The sequence below is a fragment of the Pseudomonas sp. JAI111 genome (assembly GCF_024809425.1).
Classification (GTDB): Bacteria; Pseudomonadota; Gammaproteobacteria; order Pseudomonadales; family Pseudomonadaceae; genus Aquipseudomonas.
Genome location: NZ_JANUCB010000012.1, coordinates 35,372 through 54,357, shown reverse-complemented (window position 1 = coordinate 54,357; position 18,986 = coordinate 35,372). Strand labels below are relative to the sequence as shown.

Annotated in this window: 22 protein-coding genes, 1 tRNA gene and 1 pseudogene; 18 read left to right on the top strand and 6 right to left on the bottom strand. The window is 57.6% G+C overall.

Features of this window, described 5'->3' with window-relative positions; genetic code table 11:
- Positions 1 to 242: 242 nt before the first annotated feature.
- The 8 genes from aguB to HNR03_RS27965 all read left to right on the top strand — a co-directional run bounded on the left by aguB (position 243) and on the right by HNR03_RS27965 (position 6,797).
- Positions 243 to 1,121: an N-carbamoylputrescine amidase gene (aguB, locus tag HNR03_RS28000; RefSeq protein WP_090176886.1), complete on the top strand. Its 879-nt coding sequence runs from the start codon at positions 243 to 245 to the stop codon at positions 1,119 to 1,121.
- 4 nt (positions 1,122 to 1,125) lie between these two features.
- Positions 1,126 to 2,232, top strand: a complete 1,107-nt coding sequence (gene aguA, locus HNR03_RS27995; RefSeq protein WP_259157296.1) for an agmatine deiminase — start codon at positions 1,126 to 1,128, stop codon at positions 2,230 to 2,232.
- Positions 2,233 to 2,477: 245 nt separating this feature from the next.
- A complete protein-coding gene (locus tag HNR03_RS27990) occupies positions 2,478 to 2,690 on the top strand; it encodes a hypothetical protein (protein ID WP_222589352.1) in 213 nt (70 codons plus the stop codon).
- 374 nt (positions 2,691 to 3,064) lie between these two features.
- A complete protein-coding gene (locus HNR03_RS27985; protein ID WP_259157291.1) occupies positions 3,065 to 4,351 on the top strand; it encodes an OprD family porin in 1,287 nt (428 codons plus the stop codon).
- A gap of 227 nt (positions 4,352 to 4,578) precedes the next feature.
- Positions 4,579 to 5,328, top strand: a complete 750-nt coding sequence (locus HNR03_RS27980; protein ID WP_222589354.1) for a 2OG-Fe dioxygenase family protein — start codon at positions 4,579 to 4,581, stop codon at positions 5,326 to 5,328.
- Between the two features lie 46 nt (positions 5,329 to 5,374).
- The gene (locus HNR03_RS27975) at positions 5,375 to 5,788 is read left to right on the top strand and encodes a GNAT family N-acetyltransferase (protein ID WP_259157498.1); all 414 of its coding nucleotides are present in this window, start codon (positions 5,375 to 5,377) and stop codon (positions 5,786 to 5,788) included.
- Complete coding sequence (locus HNR03_RS27970; protein ID WP_259157287.1) at positions 5,785 to 6,501, top strand: AzlC family ABC transporter permease; 717 nt, start codon at positions 5,785 to 5,787, stop codon at positions 6,499 to 6,501. Before HNR03_RS27975 ends, HNR03_RS27970 begins: the two co-directional genes overlap by 4 nt.
- Positions 6,480 to 6,797 (top strand): AzlD domain-containing protein, encoded by a 318-nt coding sequence (locus HNR03_RS27965; protein ID WP_259157284.1) that lies wholly within the window; start codon positions 6,480 to 6,482, stop codon positions 6,795 to 6,797. The genes HNR03_RS27970 and HNR03_RS27965 overlap by 22 nt, the downstream gene beginning before the upstream one ends.
- On the opposite strand, the gene HNR03_RS27960 is transcribed toward HNR03_RS27965, so the two are convergent.
- On the bottom strand, positions 6,714 to 7,640 hold the full coding sequence (locus HNR03_RS27960) for a LysR family transcriptional regulator (protein ID WP_090176870.1): 927 nt from the start codon (positions 7,638 to 7,640) through the stop codon (positions 6,714 to 6,716). The two genes, HNR03_RS27965 and HNR03_RS27960, sit on opposite strands and share 84 nt — an antisense overlap.
- A 459-nt stretch (positions 7,641 to 8,099) precedes the next feature.
- Between HNR03_RS27960 and HNR03_RS27955 the strand changes: the two genes are divergently transcribed.
- The 6 genes from HNR03_RS27955 to HNR03_RS27930 all read left to right on the top strand — a co-directional run bounded on the left by HNR03_RS27955 (position 8,100) and on the right by HNR03_RS27930 (position 13,247).
- Complete coding sequence (locus tag HNR03_RS27955) at positions 8,100 to 8,390, top strand: type II toxin-antitoxin system RelB/DinJ family antitoxin (protein WP_090176867.1); 291 nt, start codon at positions 8,100 to 8,102, stop codon at positions 8,388 to 8,390.
- Positions 8,350 to 8,670: a type II toxin-antitoxin system YafQ family toxin gene (locus HNR03_RS27950; protein WP_310504660.1), complete on the top strand. Its 321-nt coding sequence runs from the start codon at positions 8,350 to 8,352 to the stop codon at positions 8,668 to 8,670. Before HNR03_RS27955 ends, HNR03_RS27950 begins: the two co-directional genes overlap by 41 nt.
- Before the next feature lie 447 nt (positions 8,671 to 9,117).
- Positions 9,118 to 10,128 (top strand): 2-keto-3-deoxygluconate permease, encoded by a 1,011-nt coding sequence (locus tag HNR03_RS27945; RefSeq protein WP_310504659.1) that lies wholly within the window; start codon positions 9,118 to 9,120, stop codon positions 10,126 to 10,128.
- Positions 10,125 to 11,405, top strand: a complete 1,281-nt coding sequence (locus tag HNR03_RS27940) for a four-carbon acid sugar kinase family protein (protein ID WP_259157278.1) — start codon at positions 10,125 to 10,127, stop codon at positions 11,403 to 11,405. The genes HNR03_RS27945 and HNR03_RS27940 overlap by 4 nt, the downstream gene beginning before the upstream one ends.
- Positions 11,406 to 11,410: 5 nt before the next feature.
- Positions 11,411 to 12,412, top strand: a complete 1,002-nt coding sequence (pdxA, locus tag HNR03_RS27935) for a 4-hydroxythreonine-4-phosphate dehydrogenase PdxA (protein WP_090188354.1) — start codon at positions 11,411 to 11,413, stop codon at positions 12,410 to 12,412.
- A 55-nt stretch (positions 12,413 to 12,467) separates the two neighbouring features.
- Positions 12,468 to 13,247, top strand: coding sequence for a DeoR/GlpR family DNA-binding transcription regulator (locus HNR03_RS27930; RefSeq protein ID WP_259157277.1), 780 nt, complete (start codon positions 12,468 to 12,470; stop codon positions 13,245 to 13,247).
- 149 nt (positions 13,248 to 13,396) lie between these two features.
- On the opposite strand, the gene HNR03_RS27925 is transcribed toward HNR03_RS27930, so the two are convergent.
- Both HNR03_RS27925 and HNR03_RS27920 read right to left on the bottom strand, forming a co-directional pair.
- A complete protein-coding gene (locus HNR03_RS27925) occupies positions 13,397 to 13,690 on the bottom strand; it encodes a DUF3077 domain-containing protein (protein ID WP_259157274.1) in 294 nt (97 codons plus the stop codon).
- 399 nt (positions 13,691 to 14,089) lie between these two features.
- On the bottom strand, positions 14,090 to 14,275 hold the full coding sequence (locus HNR03_RS27920; RefSeq protein WP_259157273.1) for a hypothetical protein: 186 nt from the start codon (positions 14,273 to 14,275) through the stop codon (positions 14,090 to 14,092).
- A 228-nt stretch (positions 14,276 to 14,503) separates the two neighbouring features.
- Between HNR03_RS27920 and HNR03_RS27915 the strand changes: the two genes are divergently transcribed.
- The 4 genes from HNR03_RS27915 to HNR03_RS27900 all read left to right on the top strand — a co-directional run bounded on the left by HNR03_RS27915 (position 14,504) and on the right by HNR03_RS27900 (position 17,042).
- On the top strand, positions 14,504 to 14,725 hold the full coding sequence (locus HNR03_RS27915) for a 4-oxalocrotonate tautomerase family protein (RefSeq protein ID WP_027922199.1): 222 nt from the start codon (positions 14,504 to 14,506) through the stop codon (positions 14,723 to 14,725).
- Entirely contained in the window at positions 14,722 to 15,378 is a 657-nt protein-coding gene (locus tag HNR03_RS27910; protein ID WP_259157271.1) for a DsbA family oxidoreductase, read from the top strand. The genes HNR03_RS27915 and HNR03_RS27910 overlap by 4 nt, the downstream gene beginning before the upstream one ends.
- A gap of 43 nt (positions 15,379 to 15,421) precedes the next feature.
- Positions 15,422 to 16,132 carry an SDR family NAD(P)-dependent oxidoreductase gene (locus HNR03_RS27905; RefSeq protein ID WP_259157268.1) on the top strand — a complete coding sequence of 237 codons (711 nt, stop codon included), beginning with the start codon at positions 15,422 to 15,424 and terminating at the stop codon, positions 16,130 to 16,132.
- Positions 16,133 to 16,199: 67 nt separating this feature from the next.
- Positions 16,200 to 17,042, top strand: a complete 843-nt coding sequence (locus tag HNR03_RS27900) for an oxidoreductase (RefSeq protein ID WP_259157267.1) — start codon at positions 16,200 to 16,202, stop codon at positions 17,040 to 17,042.
- A 115-nt stretch (positions 17,043 to 17,157) separates the two neighbouring features.
- On the opposite strand, the pseudogene HNR03_RS27895 reads toward HNR03_RS27900, so the two are convergent.
- The 3 genes and pseudogenes from HNR03_RS27895 to HNR03_RS27885 form a co-directional block, all read right to left on the bottom strand.
- A pseudogene (locus HNR03_RS27895) lies at positions 17,158 to 17,835 on the bottom strand (tyrosine-type recombinase/integrase); the annotation flags it as partial.
- A gap of 172 nt (positions 17,836 to 18,007) precedes the next feature.
- Positions 18,008 to 18,083 (bottom strand) — tRNA-Thr (locus HNR03_RS27890).
- A gap of 78 nt (positions 18,084 to 18,161) precedes the next feature.
- On the bottom strand, positions 18,162 to 18,986 hold the full coding sequence (locus tag HNR03_RS27885; protein WP_259157266.1) for an FkbM family methyltransferase: 825 nt from the start codon (positions 18,984 to 18,986) through the stop codon (positions 18,162 to 18,164).

The following is an 18,986-nucleotide window of genomic DNA, read 5'->3' as shown; positions in this document are numbered from 1 at the left end:
AGCGTCCCCGGCTGCATTCCTACGCGGAGCGTGGGAACGATCAGTGAAAGGACGAAATATCGATTGTTATCGGGTTTAAGTGCTTAATTTTAGACGGTAGGCGTGGTTATCGCTTTTAAAGTCGATTTTTATCGGCTATAAAGTCGCCATTGCTCGCGGCGTGACTCATCACGCCTGTGCTACCCGTTCTGTCATTGGTCGATGTCACCTTCGACCTGAAAGCACTTGCCCGGAGATGATTCATGAGTCGTATCGTTACCGTTGCCGCCACTCAGATGGCCTGTTCCTGGGACCTCGAAGCCAATATCGAGACCGCTGAAAGACTGGTCCGAGAGGCAGCAGCCAAAGGCGCGCAGATCATCCTGATCCAGGAGCTGTTCGAGGCCCCGTACTTCTGCCAGAAGCCGAACCCGGATTACCTGCAGTTGGCCACGACGGTGGAAGACAACGTCGCCATCAAGCATTTCCAGAAAGTCGCCAAAGAACTGCAAGTCGTGCTGCCGATCAGCTTTTACGAGCTGGCCGGTCGTGCCCGTTTCAACAGCATCGCGATCATCGATGCCGATGGCAGCAACCTCGGGATTTATCGTAAAAGCCACATCCCTGACGGCCCTGGCTATCACGAGAAGTATTATTTCAACCCAGGCGATACCGGCTTCAAAGTCTGGAACACCCGTTACGCGAAAATCGGCGTGGGTATCTGCTGGGACCAGTGGTTCCCTGAATGCGCCCGCAGCATGGCGTTGCTCGGCGCGGAAATCCTCTTCTACCCGACTGCGATCGGCAGCGAGCCGCACGACAAGACCATTTCGTCCCGTGACCACTGGCAGCGCGTACAACAAGGCCATGCCGGCGCCAATTTGATGCCGCTGGTCGCCAGCAATCGCATCGGCAATGAAGAGCAGGACGGCTACGACATCACGTTCTACGGCTCGTCGTTCATCGCCAACCAGTTCGGCGAGAAAGTCCAGGAGCTCGACAAGACCGAAGAAGGCGTGCTCGTTCAGAGCTTCGACCTCGACGAACTGGAGCACATTCGCAGCGCGTGGGGTTCGTTCCGCGATCGTCGCCCGAACCTGTATGGCACACTAAAGACCCTCGACGGTTCCCTGGAGTCCTGACCGCATGACCACTTTAAACAGCACCCCTCGCGCCGACGGCTTCTACATGCCCGCCGAGTGGGCAGCGCAAACCCAGACCTGGATGGTCTGGCCCGAGCGTCCGGACAACTGGCGCCTGGGTGGCAAACCCGCGCAAGCCGCTCACGTGGCGGTGGCCAAGGCCATCGCGCGTTTCGAGCCGGTGACCGTGGCGGTTTCCGCCGGCCAGTACGAAAACGCTCGCGCCCGTCTCGACGTGCCGAATATTCGTGTGGTTGAAATGTCCAGCGACGATGCCTGGGTTCGCGACACCGGCCCGACCTTCGTCATCAATAACAGTGGCGAAGTCCGTGGCGTGAATTGGGACTTCAACGCGTGGGGCGGTTTTGACGGCGGCTTGTATTCGCCGTGGAATCGCGACTCGCAAGTGGGCGGCAAGATCCTTGAGATCGAACGCAGCCCGCGCTATCGCACCGAGGGTTTTGTGCTCGAAGGCGGTTCGATTCACGTCGACGGTGAAGGCACCTTGATCACCACCGAAGAATGCCTGCTCAACCGCAATCGCAACCCGCACATGAACCGTGCAGAAATCGAAGCGGTGCTCAGCGCGAATCTGGCTGTGGATAAAATCATCTGGCTGCCGGACGGTTTGTTCAACGACGAAACCGACGGTCATGTGGATAACTTCTGCTGCTACGTGCGCCCAGGCGAAGTATTACTGGCCTGGACCGATGACCCACAAGACCCGAACTACCCGCGCTGCCAGGCCGCGATGAAGGTGCTGGAAAGCAGCACCGACGCCAAGGGTCGCCCATTTACGGTGCACAAAATGCCGATTCCGGGTCCGCTGTACGCGACCGAGGAAGAGTGCGCCGGTGTCGATCCGGTGGACGGCACTCAGGAGCGCAATCCGAGCGTTCGTCTGGCCGGTTCCTACGTGAACTTCCTGATCGTCAACGGCGGCATCATCGCGCCGAGTTTTGATGATCCGATGGACGGTCCAGCCAAGGAAATTTTGCAGACGCTTTTCCCGCAGCACGAGGTGGTGATGGTGCCGGGCCGCGAACTGTTACTGGGCGGCGGTAACATCCACTGCCTTACCCAACAACAGCCAGCACCGCACAAGGAGTGAGTGGGGTTGTAACAGCTTGAGTCGATTGAAAAACCGCTCACAGACAGCTTAAGCAACGGCGTTCATCAGCAAGCCCGCAGCCCGAAAGGACTGCGGGCTTCTTTGTATCCACTTGTCGACACCTCAGAAACATTGGCACAGCTCTTGTATCTCCCACGATGTGAAACAGGGAGGGGGAGAACTGCGATGTTCTGTCATAAACCTTGGATAAGTTAGCCGCTCACGAACCAGGAGAGAGCGCTGAAATGAACGCCGAAATGAACGTAGTGAGCGAGCGGGCGTTGCATCCCCTGGCAATTAATAGCGAATCGCTCCAGGTTCTGGCGCACTGGTTGAAGTCCAATGGAACGCGTCAGATCAGAAAACCTGATCCGCGCCGGATGATGATCGAGCGCTACCCTGCTGGTTTATTCAGCGAGGCAGAACTGGACGCGTTGTGGGATGTGATGGAAGGATAAGAAGAATAAACAAAGGATTGCTAAAAGCGCTGCCGGGAAGGCGGCGCTTTTTTATGGGCGAAGGTTTTTAGTGATCACCGCAGATTACTTTGTGGGAGTGAACTCGGTATTTCTGGCCGCGCCAGGTCTGCGATATTCAGAGTCTGCAGGTCGCCGTCTATAGGCCATTCATCAAATTGACACAGTGTTCGAGGCGCGGCTACGATCGCGCCCAACGCCTGTGGCTAACCGCCATGACTGACAAAACAATAAGAAGGCCGCCCCGATTTACTCGTGGGCGGCCTTTTTGTTTTGGGGTGAAAAAAGAGTGCGATAGCGCCGTTTCAGCCGTTCGACACAGCGCGTATCAATCGGTCTTAAGGAAAAAAAACAAAATGTTGAACAAGCGAATCAGCCTGATCGCTCTGGGGATGTTGAGCGCTACACAGGCCTTGGCGGACGATCAGTCCCAATCCAAGGGCTTCGTTGAAGACAGCAGCCTCAACGTGCTGCTGCGCAATGCCTACATTAATCGTGACTACAAAGACGGTCGTGCGGACAAAGCCGAGTGGGGCCAAGCGGCCATCGGCACGTTCTCGTCCGGCTTCACCCAAGGCACCGTCGGTGTGGGTGTGGGCGCCTTCGGTCTGTACGCGCTGCGCCTGGATGGCGGCAAAGGTCGCACCGGCGCTCAAGGTATCGATTTCTTTAAAAAGGGCGACAGCGGTAACGCAGCTGACGACCTGTCCAAGGGCGGCGCAGCGGTCAAATTCCGTCTCTCCAGCACCACGCTGACCTACGGCGACCAGATGCCGGTCCTGCCGGTTCTGAACTACGACAACTCGCGCCTGTTGCCGGAAAGCTACACCGGCACATTGATCACCTCCCGGGAGATCAAAGGCCTGGAACTGAATGCCGGTCGCTTCACCGCCGAATCGCGCAAAAGCGCTGAAGGCCGTGACAGCGGTGGCCTGAAGTCGATCAACGTGTTGGGCGGCAGCTACCAGTTCACCGAACAGTTCAAGGCTGCGCTGTACGCCTCCGATGTCGAAGACGTGCTGAAGAAGCAATACGTGAACGCCAACTACGTGTTCCCGATCGACAAGGATCAATCCCTGACCCTGGACTTCAACGGCTACCGCACCAAGCTGGACGATTCCTACGTCCGCGAGAGCGGCGCGACCGGTGACGACAACAAGATCTGGAGCCTGGCAGCAACCTTCGTCACCGGCCCGCACTCGTTCACGCTCGCTCACCAGCGCAGCACCGGCGACAGCAACCTGGGCTACCCGTATGGCGGTTACCAGAAAGACCAAGGCCGCGTCGGCGACGGTGGCAATACGATCTTGCTGGCGAACTCCTACTGGTCCGACTTCAACGCCGAAGACGAACGCAGCTGGCAACTGGGCTACGGCCTGGACTTCGGCACCTTCGGTGTTCCAGGGTTGAGCTATAACGTCGCCTACGTGCGCGGTGACAACATCACCACCTCCACCAGCGACGGTGGCACCGAGCGCGAAATCTTCAACCAGTTCAAGTACGTCGTTCAGAGCGGTCCTGCCAAAGACCTGAGCGTGAAACTGCGCAGCTCGATCCTGCGCGTGTCGCAGAAATCCAGCGAGTACAACGTCAGCGGTAATGAAGTGCGTGTGTTCGTGGATTACCCGATCAACATCTTCTGATGATCGATTGAGTTTTTCACTCAAAAAACCCCGACTGGTTCGGGGTTTTTTTTTGACTGAGAACCGTCGAAAAACGCATAAAACGGCCATTTTCGATCATGAAAAGTCGAATTCGAGCAACGTCATGCTCCGTTTCAAGCAGCGCTTGATATGCCTCAAATTCTTTCTCATGGACGTAAATCCTGTGCTCTCTAGATTAGGCAGCTAAATGCACGGAGATTTTTAAAATGATCGTTTTGAACAAAGAAGTGGGCGAATTTCTACGGCGTGACAAATATGCCAATGTCCGGGGTGCTGACTTCAATCTTTACGGTCATTTCAATGATTTCGTCAGACTGACCAGAAGTTGGGAAAACATGGAGCCGGACAGCTACTACGGTCAGTCCGAGGCGGGCATGCGCTATCGCCGCTACAGCGATTTTGAATACAACCCGGTCACCCGCGACCTGAAGCAACTTGAGCACCGCGCCTATATCCAGTCCAAAGCCAACAACAGCTACGTTGGCGGAATGGTTCGGCACTTCCAGGACTTCTCCGAAGAAATCATTAATTCGCCGGTGATGCGCAGCCTGATCGACACGGATTTCGAAGTGTACAAAAACGTCTTGCCGCCGGAGTTGCACGACGAAATCTGGCAATGCCAGATTCATCAGATCCGCATCGAGATCAAGCCAGGCAAACAAGTGGAAATCACCCCGGAAGGGATTCACTGCGACGGTTATCCGTTCAGCGGCGTGCACTTCTGGGGACGCAATAACGTTGACGGCGCGGAGAGTCGTTTGTACGACACCGATAATCAAGAGCACCTGGCCTCGACGACTTATCAGGAAATCCTCGACACCACCTACTTTCTCGATCGCGACATGCGTCACTACGTGACCCCTGCCCGCAATACCCATTCTCACGACATGGCGTACCGGCAGATTCTGGCGATCTCTTTCTCGCGGCCCGGGACCGCTTTCGACATTGTTCGCTGAACAGTACAACACCGTGACCAGCCTCGCCGAGTGCCCCGCACCGGTGATGCTGCGGCGCACCACGGCAAAGGATGCACAGCGCCTGGAACGCTTCTTTCGGCAATTCGAAGAAGTCTCTTTCTGTGAATGGCAGGACGCCAAATGCCTGCGCGGTGTGCTGGTGCAGAAGACCACCACCGCGTTTATCGCACTGGATGTCAGTGGCGAAATCGTCGGCGCGGTGCTGGGCGGAATGCTCGGCAGCCGCGGCACGATCAACCACTTGGCAGTGAGCCCCGAGTATCGCAGCCAGGGCGTTGGTCAACGACTGGTCGAAGCCGCCTCGGCCGACATGAAACGCGTGGGCGTGCTGCGCATGTTCCTGTTTGTCGACGATGCCAACCTTGCCGGCCAACGCTTTTGGAGTGCCCAGGGTTTTTGCGAACCGCGCGGCGAAAGAACATTTGAGAGGGACCTATGAATGAGACGTCCAGCAGCCCGCCGCTGATGGTCGAGCCGCACGCTTCGCGCACCTTCGCCGAAGCAAGCCCTGTGGTTGCGGGATACTTTACGGTGTCGTTTGTCTTCGGTTTGATGGCGGTGAATGCCGGGTTGCCCGTGTGGCTTCCCGTTGCCATGTGCCTGTTTGTCTACGCCGGCGCTTCGCAGTTCGCCGCCCTGGCACTGATTTCCAGTGGTGCTTCGCTGACCACCATCATCCTCACCACGTTTCTGATCAACGCGCGGCACATGCTGATGTCGGTCTACATGGCCAAGGCGTTGCAGGCGATGGGGCTCAGCCGGCTTGAGCGCTGGTGTTACGCGGGCGGGCTGACCGATGAATCGTTCGCTTTCCACAGCGTCAAACTGGGCAAGGGCGCGCCGGTCAACGTGCGTTACCTGATCGGTTTCAATCTGTATTGCCACACCTCGTGGGTGCTCGGCGGTTTGCTGGGAGCGATTTGCGCGCAGTACGCGGCGCACTTGATCAAATATCAACTCGACTATGCGCTGACCGCGATGATGCTCTACGTGCTGGTGTCGCTGTGCAACACGCGCAACAAACTCATCGCCGCACTGGCCGCCGTCGCCTGCATGGGTGCGCTGAGCCTGGTCGGCAGTTCGCCGTTTAACGTGTTTACCGCCACTTTCGTCGGCTGTGGAGTGGGCGTATGCCTGACCAAACGTTCCTGATTCTGGTCGTCGTGCTGATGATGGCGGTGACCTTCTTGCCGCGCGCATTGCCGCTGCAAGTGAACACCGACCATTGGCCGCCCTTCGTCGCCCGGGCGCTGGAATACCTGCCGGTGGCGATCGTCGCTGCAATCAGCGTCACGCCGTTGTTGATCAAGGATCAGCACGTGCAGCTCGATCGCCCGGAATTCTATGCCGCGATTCCGACGTTGTTATGTGCGTATTTCAGCAAAAACCTCTTTCTCTCCGTTGCGCTGGGAACGGCTGCGTACATTGCGCTCGGCTCGTTCATGTAGCGGCAGGTCGACCACATCGTGCAAGGCCTGGCCCGACAACTCAGGATTATTGATCGCCAGCCGAACTTCGAGGGCATCCTCGAAACCGGGGAAAATGGTCAAGCCGTTACGTTGTGCCGCATCACGCGAGACCATGCCGAGGCCATCCATTTGCGTAATCAACGACAATGTCAGGGTTTCGCTGCAGGAATAGACCATCCGCTTGCCCGACTCGTAATTGCCAAGACCGGCGTCGAGAAAGCGCAAGAAGCTGTGGGAATACGGACAATCGTCTGCCGGACGCACCTGAAACTTGTTGCCAAGCAACACCAGCGGGTCATTTTCCTGACCGCAATGCGCACCGACAACCTGCACCTGGACCTCGGGCAGGATAATGCTCGGCAACCCCGGCTGCTGCGGGCCGATCAACACGGCCAGGTCGAAGTCTTCGTTCTTCAGCTTGCTGAGGTTCTCCATCGACTCGGCGTAGCTGAATTCCAGCTGATAGTCGGGAAACACCTCGATCAGGCGTCCGATCATGCGTCGATTGAAGTCTCCCGACAGCGTGGTGTTCAGCGCCACCTTGAGCGTGCGCTGCCCAGGCACCTTCAACGCCGCCACTTTTTCCTCAAGTTGCCGCGTGGCAACCAACACCTTGTCCATATAAGGCGTGAGTTCCGTGCCTTGCGTGGTCAAGGTCAATCCCTTGTTGGAGCGACGAAATAACCTGAAACCAAACTGTTCTTCGACCTTGTTCAACTGTGCAGCCAATGCCTGCACGGTTAAACACGAATGCTCTGCTGCCGCCGACAAGGAGCCGGTTTGAACAATGCGCATAAGGTTGCGTAGGGTTCTGCTATCCATTGGGTAATGCCCTCTAATGTGGGCTGGCTATTGTTGAGTACCTGACCGCCGGTTGGGCGATACGTGCTGGCTATAATCCTGCACATGAACACGCTTGTCCCGAGTTTAGTAGCGAAATGATTCTGCGTCCGATGGCTGGAGGCTGACATAGAGTCGGGGTTTTTCGGGAAGGGTGGGTGATCAGGGTCAAAAAAATGCTCGGACCGAGAGGTTTGGGCATTTTTTTTGGGGTTCGAAACTCACAGCGCAGGGGATTATTTCCTGCGTTGTCTTCGGACGTATCTCTAAAAAAATGGGGATCGGGCTGATAGTTAGCCTCTGCGGAAACAGCTGAAATAGCACATGACAATCCAGTCTATAACTCCGCTTATCAACTCGACATTGACCGAAAACGGTACGCTCGACCACAATGCAGAGGTAGCGCCAATGTAGCTACAAAATCACGGTGAGGACGTTTTTATGGGTGTATTGCTGAAAACCACTGATGTGCGTTGCCGCATTGATGAGGATTTGAAGATGCGTGCAACTGAAGTCTTGAGCGCGTGCGGCCTGAGCATCAGTGATGCCATGCGTCTCTTTCTCCGTCAGGTTGTTGCGACTCAGGGGCTCCCTTTTGAGGTACGCGTCCCATCGGAGAAGACAGCCCGCGCCATGATGGAAGCACGAAATATTCGCCAGCAGTTCGATTCGATAGACGAAATGCTGAGGGATGCTGATGGCGAAACCGGCGAACAAGCAAAAGCGCGCTGAACTACCTAAACAATGTGCACAAACATCGGTATTTAAGAAGTCGTGGGAACGTTACAAGCGAGCTGGACGTCGTGATATGAATGAGGTCCGGCAAGTGATGATCATGCTGTTTCTGGGGGAGGCTTTACCTCCCGAGTACCTTGACCATGCTTTGACGGGTGATTGGATCGGTTTCCGAGAATGTCATATTGGCGGTGATTTTTTGATGATCTATGAGCACACACGTTCCGACCTGATCACATTTGTTGATCTCGGAAGTCATTCAGAACTATTCAAGTAGAGCGCTCTAGGCGTTTGCAGCGTCCTTGTAGATGACGCTGGCAACATACAGAAAAAGCCCCGACTGATTGGGGCTTTTTTTCGCCAATAAAAAAGCAGCCTTAAAGGCTGCTTTTCAAAGAGGTCTCACCCTAGCGCTGATATTCAAGTCATCAACGAGGTCCCTAACGCCGACTTTCGCCACCTGAAGGCAGTCGGTTTCGCGCTCTTGGGTCGATTCTCTGTATCGATGATGCTTGTTTCAATGCGCTTCCTATAAAGGGAGGGAATGAGCAGCTTGTCACATTAGTTCTTCCACAAATGATCAAAACGATCATTTGAATGATTGATTTGCGCAATTCGTAACCAGGGCCTAAGATAAATTTGACTGAATCAATCACGAAATGATCGGTTCAGTCAGTTTCGAGGTGACAAACGTCTTACCAAACAATTATAAAAGGAGACCCTCGTGGCCCAGATCCCTATCAAGCGCACCATTGAACGCATCCCTGGCGGGATGATGATTGTCCCGCTGCTGATCGGTTCGCTGGTGGCTACCTTCCTTCCCGACACACCAAAGTTTTTCGGCTCTTTCACCAATGCACTGTTCACCGGGGCATTACCTATCCTCGCGGTGTTCTATGTCTGCATGGGCGCGAGCATCAATATCAAGGCCACGCCTTACCTGCTCAAGAAGGGCGGCACACTGTTGGCGACGAAGGTAGGCATCGCCGTTCTGATTGGTATTGTGCTTGGGCACTTTTTGGGCGAGCAGCCGATTTCGTCGGGCCTCTTCGCCGGTGTATCGACCCTGGCGGTTGTTGCCGCGATGAACGACACCAACGGCGGCTTGTACATGGCGCTGATGGGGCAATACGGTCGATCCGAAGACGTCGGCGCCTATTCGGTGATGTCGCTGGAGTCCGGGCCCTTTCTGACGATGGTCACCCTGGGTATCGCCGGCCTGTCGGCGTTCCCGTGGCCGACGCTGGTGGGCAGTATCCTGCCGCTTGCCTTCGGCATGCTGTTGGGCAATCTCGACCGTGACATGCGCGATTTCCTGGCCAAGGCTGTTCCGGTCATGATTCCGTTTTTCGCCCTGGCATTGGGCGCCAGCCTGGATCTGCATAATGTCTGGCAGGCCGGTTTGCTGGGTCTGGGCATGGGCGTGGCGGTGGTCGTAGTGACCGGTATCCCGCTGTTCTTCGCTGACCGCCTGACCGGTGGCACGGGCGTCGCCGGTGTTGCCGCAGCCACTACCGCCGGGAACGCGGCCGCCGTGCCCGCGCTGATCGCCGCAGCCAACCCGGTGTACGCCGAAGCGGCCAAGAGCGCGACCATTCTGGTGGCCGCCTGCGTCGTGGTCACCGCGATTCTCGCGCCGCTGCTCACAGCCGCCGTCGCCAAGCGCGTGCAGCAGCGCAAGTCTGTCGTCATCCCTGATCCCGCGCTCGAACCAAAGCAGGAGATCTTGCGATGAGGCTGCTGATCATCGCCGACGATCTGTCCGGCGCAGCGGATTGCGCCATCGGCTTTGCCAGCATGGGCATGGAAACCGTCGTCACCCTCGACCCCTTGAATGACAAGGCTGACGCCCAAGTGATTGCCGCCGACACGGACACCCGGCGCCTTTCACCGGCGCGGGCCGCCGAACGTACCGTCGCCGCGTTCAAAGTGCTGCATCAACCCGGGCAACGGCTGTACAAAAAAATCGATTCGACGCTGCGCGGCAATTGGGCGGCTGAAGTCGCCGCTCTGCAACCGCTGGCGGGCCTGGCTATCGTTGCCCCGGCGTTTCCCGCCACCGGGCGTACGTTGCTCGGTGGCCGGGTGTTTGTGAACGGTCAACCGCTGGAAACCACCGATACCTGGAAACTGGAAAACGCCGACCGCCCGGCCGATGTTGAAGCGATGCTGGTCGCTGCAGGCCTGAGCACGGCGAAACTGAACCTCGACACCCTGCGCGGCGATGAACATGCCTTGACCCGACACATTGCCGAAGTCGCCCGCAGCGGCACGCAAGCGTTGATCGTCGATGCACAAACAGAAGACGACCTGCTGACTCTCGCTCGCCTGACCGCGTCGATGGATCAGCCGCTGTTCTGGATCGGCTCAGGTGGCCTTGCACGGGAAATCGCCAGTCTTCCGGACTTCTGCGAAGCACGGTTCACGGCCGTCGAACCCGCAGCCCTGGAAAAAAGCCAGGCGCCGATCCTGATTCTCGTCGGCAGCCTTTCCGGTGTCTGCGAGCGCCAGTGCGCGTTGCTCAAAGAACGTGGCGGCGTCAGCGAATTGGTTGTCCCGCCAGAAGTCCTTCGCCAGGGCACAACCCATGGCGATTGGTCGATGTGGCAATCACGCATCGGCGAACAACTGGACGGCTGGAGTGATCTGCTGTTGCGCATCGGCCGCGATGAAGCGTTCGATCCCCAGGAAGGCGCGCAACTCTCGACCATGCTGGCTGTGCTGGTCGAACCGCACTTCGCCAAGGTCGGCGGCCTGATCGCCACCGGCGGCGAAACCGCGCGAGCAATATTGACTACCGTCGGCATCGACAGCCTGCAACTGCTCACGGAAATCGAAGCCGGCGTCGCCTTCGCCCGCCCGACCGTTTCCCGGCAGGGGCATCGTCCCGGCATCGTTACCAAGGCAGGCGCGTTCGGCACCGATCACGCCTTGTATGCGGCATGGCAACACCTGAGCGACTGCGCCGATCGCTCCCCGCCCACACGCACACGAATCCAAGGACTCCAATGAACACTATGACTAACTACCTGCCCATCATCGGCATCACCATGGGCGACGCCACCGGTGTTGGCCCGGAAATCATCGTCAAGAGCCTCACTCATGACATCGTCTACCAACAATGCCGGCCACTGGTGATCGGCGATGCCCGTCGCCTCGAACAAGCCAACGTCATCGTCGGCGGCAGCGCCAAAGTGCGCCGCATTGAAGACGCCTCCCAAGCCTTGTACGAAGCCGGCACCATTGACTGCATCGACCTCGATCTGATTCCCGACGACCTGCCGTTCGGCGTGCTGTCGCCCATCGCCGGCGACGCTGCTTATCAATACATCGCCCGCGCCGTGCAACTCGCCGAGGCTGGCCAGATCGATGCGATCTGCACCGCGCCGCTGAACAAGGAAGCGCTGCACGCCGGCGGCCACAAATACCCCGGCCACACCGAAATGCTCGCGCACCTGACCAACGTCGATGAAGTCTCAATGATGCTCGTGGCGCCGCAACTGCGCGTTATTCACGTTACGACTCACATCGGCATCATCGACGCGATCCGCAAGATCGAGCCGGGCCTGGTCCAGCGCACCATCGAGCGCGGCAACGAGACACTGATCAAGGCTGGCATCGCCAAGCCACGTATCGGCGTGTGCGGGATCAATCCGCATGCCGGTGAAAACGGCTTGTTCGGTTATGGCGAAGAAGAAGAAAAAATCATCCCGGCGGTGAAGCTGTTGCAGGAACGCGGCCTCGACGTCACCGGCCCATTGCCTGCCGACACGCTGTTCTTCCGCGCCGGACGCGGCGACTTCGATCTGGTGGTGGCGATGTATCACGACCAGGGTCACGGCCCGGTCAAAGTGCTCGGTCTGGAAGCGGGCGTAAACGTCACCGTGGGTCTGGACGTGATCCGCACCTCGGTCGACCACGGCACTGCATTTGATATCGCCGGCAAAGGCATCGCCGATGAACGCAGCCTGCTCGAAGCACTGCGCCAGGGCGCCGAGCTTGCCACGCGACGGGGATGAGGCGCAGGCGCGTGGTCGTGTAAGATCGACCACCGTCCACACAACGAGACCCGCCATGAAAGCCTCCGAACGCCACCGCGCCATCCTCGATCTCGTACGCATTGGCGATGCCAACGTCGAGCAATTGAGCGCGGCGCTCGGAGTCTCGGAAGCCACGGTACGGCGCGACCTGACCATGCTCGCCAAACAGCGGCACCTGGTGCGCACCTATGGCGGCGCGACTGCGGTGATCGGCGTACATGAGCCGGAAGCCTCGCTCGAAGAACGCAAAACGTCCCAGTGGGAACAGAAAGACGCCATCGCCCTGGCGGCGGCGGCGCACGTCCAGGACGGCGATACCGTCCTGCTCGACGGCGGCACCACATGCGCTGCGCTGGCCCATCATTTGTGCTCGCGACAAGACGTGCATGTGGTGACCAACAACCTGCTGGCCGTAATGACCCTGGCCAATGCGCCGGGTATTCGGTTGACGTTGATCGGCGGCGACTTGCGCGGTTCGAGCATGAGCACGCTGGGACCGTTGGCGGAACTGACGTTGAGCCGGTTGAGTGTCGACAAGGCCTTTTTGGGTGCGGATGGTGTTGTTGCGGAGTTTGGTTTGTGTGAAGCGAGTGCGCAGCAGGCTTATCTCAAGGAATGCATCATCAAGCGAGCGGCGCAGATTGTTGTGCTTGCTGACACTGACAAGCTGGGGCGTGCAAGGCAACAGCATTGGACGCCGATTGAGCGGGAGTGGCGGTTGATTACCGGTGCTTCGGCGGATGAGGCAGCGCTTGCGCCGTTTTATGCGCTGAAACAGATCACTGTGGAAACGGTGAGCGTCGATAACGCTTAAGGTTGTGATCGTTTTTGTGCAAAAGGCCCATTTAATGATCGTTTTTATGCACGTGGATTCGTTTTTGCGCACAAGGCATATGCCAACGCCCTCTCATTGATGCAAAAAGCCCCGATTGATTCGGGGCTTTTTCATGCGTGCGATTCAGATCACGGTACGACGTTAGTGGCTTGGTTGTTACACGGTGCATCGAGCACCTTCACCACATCATCGATGATCGCCTTGCTCATATCCTGCAAATAATGCGATGCCCAGGCATGCCGGTCGGTGTCGCGAACCATGGCCGCGTCTGAGGCGAGCAGTTTGGCGACGTGGAGCAGATCGGAGGCGTGGGACAGGGCTTCGATCACCGGGACGCCGGCGTTGATGCGGAAGAGCGGTTCGTTGGCGTGGTAGGAGAAGGGAGTGAGGCCGATGGTTTTGAGGTCTTTGGGGTTGGTCATTGGGCACCTCCGGTTTTTGGGCGGTGGTGGGCGTGGAGCGGGGGAGACGTAGCGCAAATTTTGAACGGAACGATAGCGGGCATCAGCAAAAACTCCTGAATCAAGTTAGAGCTACCACGTTCGTTCTCAGGCGAATGGGTGGCAGCTATGCGCGGGCTGAGAAACCGGAGATACAGGAACCCGGCAGACCCGAAGGTCTCCCACGCACAGCCGCCATTACACGGAAATGCAGGCACAAAAAAACGCCAACAATCGTGATTATGGGCGCTTGTGCGCCTGTATCTTACTCGGGTTCTCAGGCCCGGTCGCTGAATTGGCAGCGACGGTCTGAAGGTAGCTTGAGGGCGGCGGATGCGCAATCGTGGCTAGGTGGTGGCGTGGGGGGAGAACTTCAGTGATTCACTGGTCTTGAGGTTTGGGAATCCGTGAGTGACCCACATCCCAACTGCCAGCCTCATTCTCTTCGACGCCAGGCTTTTGGGGGCAATCAGTGACTATCGACAGCTCCACGTCCCCTACCATTTTGTTGGCGATTTCCTCATCGTGCGTGACATGGAACGGACTGTCGAAAAATTGAATTGTCATGAATGTTGCTCCATTTTTTGGCGGTATCTAAACGTTGCGGTAAATGGGAGTTGGCCGATCATTCATTTTTGATGCAAACAGTTTTAGTGCCTTCCCAGCGAGGAAATCATTACACCAAGTAACTAATGATGTTCCCGCCCCCACCTTTATCCCCTCCAGCGAACTCCCTACATTGAGCTCCAACGCCGACCCATTCATTCCGAAGGGAAGGTCACTTGGAGATTCCTCATGCCTTTCGTAAGCGTACGCATCACCCGCGATGGCGTTACCTCTGAGCAGAAAGCTCAGGTGATCGCCGAAATCACTGAAACCCTGGAACGCGTCCTGAAGAAGGATCCGCACCTGACCCACATCGTGATCGAAGAAGTCGACACCGATAACTGGGGCTACGCCGGCATCACCACCACCAAGTACCGCAAGCAGCTGGCAGAGGCGGAGGGCAAGTCATGACCGCGTCCGTCTCCATCGATTTCATCTCCGACGTGGTGTGCCCGTGGTGCGCATTGGGCGCGACGGCGTTGGAGCAAGCGATCGAGAACGTGGCTGGCGAAATTTCGGTGGAGCTGACCTACAAGCCTTTCGAGTTGAACCCGGACATGCCGGCGGTCGGTGAGAAAGCGGTCGAGCATTTGATGCGCAAATATGGACGAACCGCCCAAGACGTCGCCGCCGGCAAAGCGATGCAGATCGAACGTGGCGCGGCCATCGGTTTCAAGTTCGATCTGGAGAAGCGCACCCACTTCTACAACACGTTTGATGCGCATCGGCTGCTGTTGTGGGCGTTGCAGGAAGGGCGGCAGGTCGCTCTCAAGAAAATCCTGCTCCGCGCTTACTTCACCGACGGCCAGAACCCGAGCGATCGCGAGACGCTGGTTCGTCTGGCGGCTGAAGCGGGATTGGATGCGGCGGCTGCTCAAGAGGTGTTGGCGTCCGGCGCGTTTGCCAAAGAAGTGCGTGAGCTTGAAGAGTTTTACCGCCAGCGCGGCATCAATTCGGTCCCGGCCATGGTGCTGAACGGTCGCCACCTGGTGTCCGGTTCGCAGTCGGTCGAGTACTACGAGCAAATGTTGAGACAAATGGCCGCGGCCCCCGCCGAAGCCTGATTAATTACTTTTTCAAACCATTCTTAATTAGTAGAGGTTCATCATGAGCAATTCGAAAAAAGTCATCGTTATCACTGGCGCATCCCAAGGCCTCGGCGCCGGCATGGTCAAAGCCTTCCGCGAGCTGGATTACAAAGTTGTCGCCACTTCGCGTTCGATCAAACCGTCCACCGACCCGGACATCCTCACCGTGGCGGGCGACATCGGCAACCCGGAAGTCGCACAGCAAGTCATCCGTGAAGCCATCGCACGTTTTGGCCGCATCGACACCCTGGTCAACAACGCCGGTATCTTCATCGCCAAACCGTTCACCGCGTATACCGCCGAGGACTACGCCAACGTGCTGTCGGTGAACCTGAACGGCTTCTTCTACATCACCCAACTCGCGATCAACGAGATGGAAAAACAAGGCAAAGGCCACGTCGTCAACATCACCACCAGCCTGACAGACCACGCAATTGACGGTGTGCCGTCGGTACTGGCCTCGCTGACCAAAGGTGGTTTGAACGCAGCGACCAAATCCCTGGCGATTGAGTACGCCAAGCGCGGGATTCGGGTGAACGCGGTTTCCCCTGGCATCATCAAGACCCCGATGCACGGCGAAGAAACCCACGCAGCGCTGGGCAACCTGCACCCGGTCGGCCACATGGGCGAAATCAGCGACATCGCTCAGGCGGTTGTGTATCTGGACAACGCCAACTTCGTCACCGGCGAAATTCTGCACGTCGACGGCGGCCAGAGCGCCGGTCACTAAGACAAGAGTTAGCTTGTCCACAACGCCGTCGATCACTATCGACGGCGTTTTTATTGGAGAACGCAGCATGAACACCCACGTTCACAAGGTTTTCCTGATCACCGGCGTCAGTTCAGGTTTCGGCCTGGCCTTTTCTCAAGCAGCGCTGGCGGCAGGGCACACGGTGGTTGGCACGGTGCGGCGCGAATCCGAACGTGCCGCATTCGAAGCGCTGGACGCCCGTCGTGCTAAAGCGTTCGTGCTCGACGTCACCGATTTCCCGGCAATCGAACCGCTGGTGGCTGACATCCTGCGCGAAGTGGGGCAGATCGACGTACTGGTGAACAACGCCGGCTATGGTCACGAAGGCATTCTCGAGGAATCGCCGCTGGCTGAAATGCAGCACCAGTTCGACGTCAACGTGTTTGGCGCGGTGGCAATGATCAAAGCAGTGTTGCCCGGCATGCGTGAACGGCGCAGCGGGCATATCGTCAACATCACCTCCATGGCCGGCTTCATCACCTTACCGGGCATCGCTTACTACAGCGGCAGCAAATTCGCCCTGGAAGGCATCAGCGAAGCGCTGGCCAAAGAAGTCGAAAACCTGGGCATCCATGTGACCGCCGTGGCACCGGGCTCATTTCGTACCGAATGGGCGGGGCGCTCGATGATCCGCTCCGGCCGCACCTTGGGTGACTATGATGCGGTGTTCGATCCAGTGCGCAAGGCGCGGGAAGAGAAGAGTGGCAGGCAGGCTGGAGATCCGCACAAGGCTGCGCAGGCGTTGCTGACTCTGGTGGCTGCGGAAGAGCCGCCGGTTCATTTGTTGCTGGGTGAGGATGCGGTGAGGTTGGTGCGGGAGAAGATTGCGCGGTTGCAGGGGGAGATTGGTGCTTGGGAGGGGCTTTCGGGTTCTACGGGGTTTGATTGATTGCTCCCTGCTTTATAAAAAAGCAAAACACAGGAAACAACAAAGCCCTCATATTTTTACGAGGGCATTGTTTTATTGCGCCGGCACCGGCAGTCGACACCCGTAAAAATAAATCTGTCCCCTTTTTTACTTGCAGTTCCGGCAGTCGCGATAAGGGTAGAGCGGGGCGATGTACCACCCGCGGGGCTTTGATCGAGCCTTCGAGATCGTAAGCAGGGTTTATGGTGATAAGCCGGAGGCGCTTTGCCTCGCGCATGATGCTCTGCAGGTAGTTTTGTACCCTTAAAGCAACGTCGATCGTTCCGCGCTTCTTGATCGCTTCCAAGGGCTGCATAAGGTCATGGGTGTCGAGATCAACAATGGCGCTTGCGCCGATCAGCGGGAATACGTGGGTTTTGAGGCGGCTCATCACTGTCTTGGAATGGCCTGGTGCCCACTTGGCCGACATTTCCGTATGCCAGTCGAGCGCAACGCTTTCAAAGGTTCTGCCTTTGATTACGGCTTCCGCCTTGGCTTGGTGCTTGGTCTCTATAGGATCAACGCCATCCGCCAGCATTCGCTTAACTTCCAAGCGCTTGCGGCGCGCATCGGCGAGGCCAATGACGGGGTAGTTGCCGAACGAGGTCAGTCCTTCGCGTCCGTCAGGTTTGACGTAACGGAGCCGCCAGCCTTTGCGGCCATTGGGTTGGACTAGGAGGTAGAGGCCATCGCCGTCGAAAAGCTTGTAGGCGCGGTCTGTAGGTTTTGCCAAGCGGCAAGCTGCGTCGGAGAGCGGAGCTGTGGTGCGCGACATAAGGGTACTCCCTTTTATCGAAGTGACCTGTATCCCAAACTCTACCCTTAAAACGGTTGGAATCCACCAGTTTCTGACGGAAACCGATGGAACGCTAAAACGAAAAAACCCGCCAGAAGGCGGGTTTTTCGGGGGTTCCAGAGATTTTGAAAGCCTTCTCTGGAACCTTGTATGGTGCCGGCACCAGGAGTCGAACCCGGGACCTACTGATTACAAGTCAGTTGCTCTACCAACTGAGCTATACCGGCGTGTTAGGGCGACGATTATAGCGATTGGATTGGTTCTGTAAACCCCTGAATTCAGACTATTTTTACGCAGCCTTCAAGTCAGGCGCCAAGCAGGGTTTTCTTGAGTTTCTGGATGGCTTTCCAGGCTCGGCTATTTTGCATCGCGCGCAGCTGCGCTTCGGCCTGTTCGGCGCGTTGCAGGGCGGCGGCGAGCTGGTGTTCGGCGTCGCTGACGGGGTGACTGAAGTTGTGGCCTTTGCAGAACTGGAACTCGTCCAGGTTGCACGGCGGGATGTCGAAGGCGGGTTTGAGGTTCAGGTGTTCTTCGGCGAGGTAGTAGGTGTTGATGCCGTCGAACAGGATGGAGTGGTAGCCGGCACCGGTGACGAGGGTTTCCCAGGTCTGGTCGCGGTCCCATGGGGTTTCGATGAGGATGACCCACGGTCGCCACTGGGTGAAGTCCATGCCGCGCAGCACGGTTTCTTCGTGGCCTTCGACGTCGATTTTCAGAAAATGAATCGGGCGGCCCTGGGCGTGTTCTTCGCAGATGGAGGTCAGGGTGCGGGACTGGACGGTTTGGCTGCGCACGTCCATGCCGGCGTCTTTGTGCATTTGCGCAATTGCCGGGTCGAGCGTTGAGAGGCCGGTGCCGGCGATGCCGTAGAAGGTCAGGTCGTTGGCGCTTGCGCCAGCCACGCATTGCAGGTTGGTGTCTTTGGGACGTTCCTGGCGCAGGGCTTCGTAGTAATTGGGCATCGGTTCGACGTTGATGCCGGTCCAGCCACGGTCGTAGAAGGCTTTGGTCACGGAGTCGTGGGTGGGGTGGTTGGCGCCGACGTCGATATAGAAGCCGTTTTCAACGGTTTTGAGGGCGCGCCACAGGCGTATGTCTTCGAAATTCTGTGCGTAGGAAATAAACGTCAC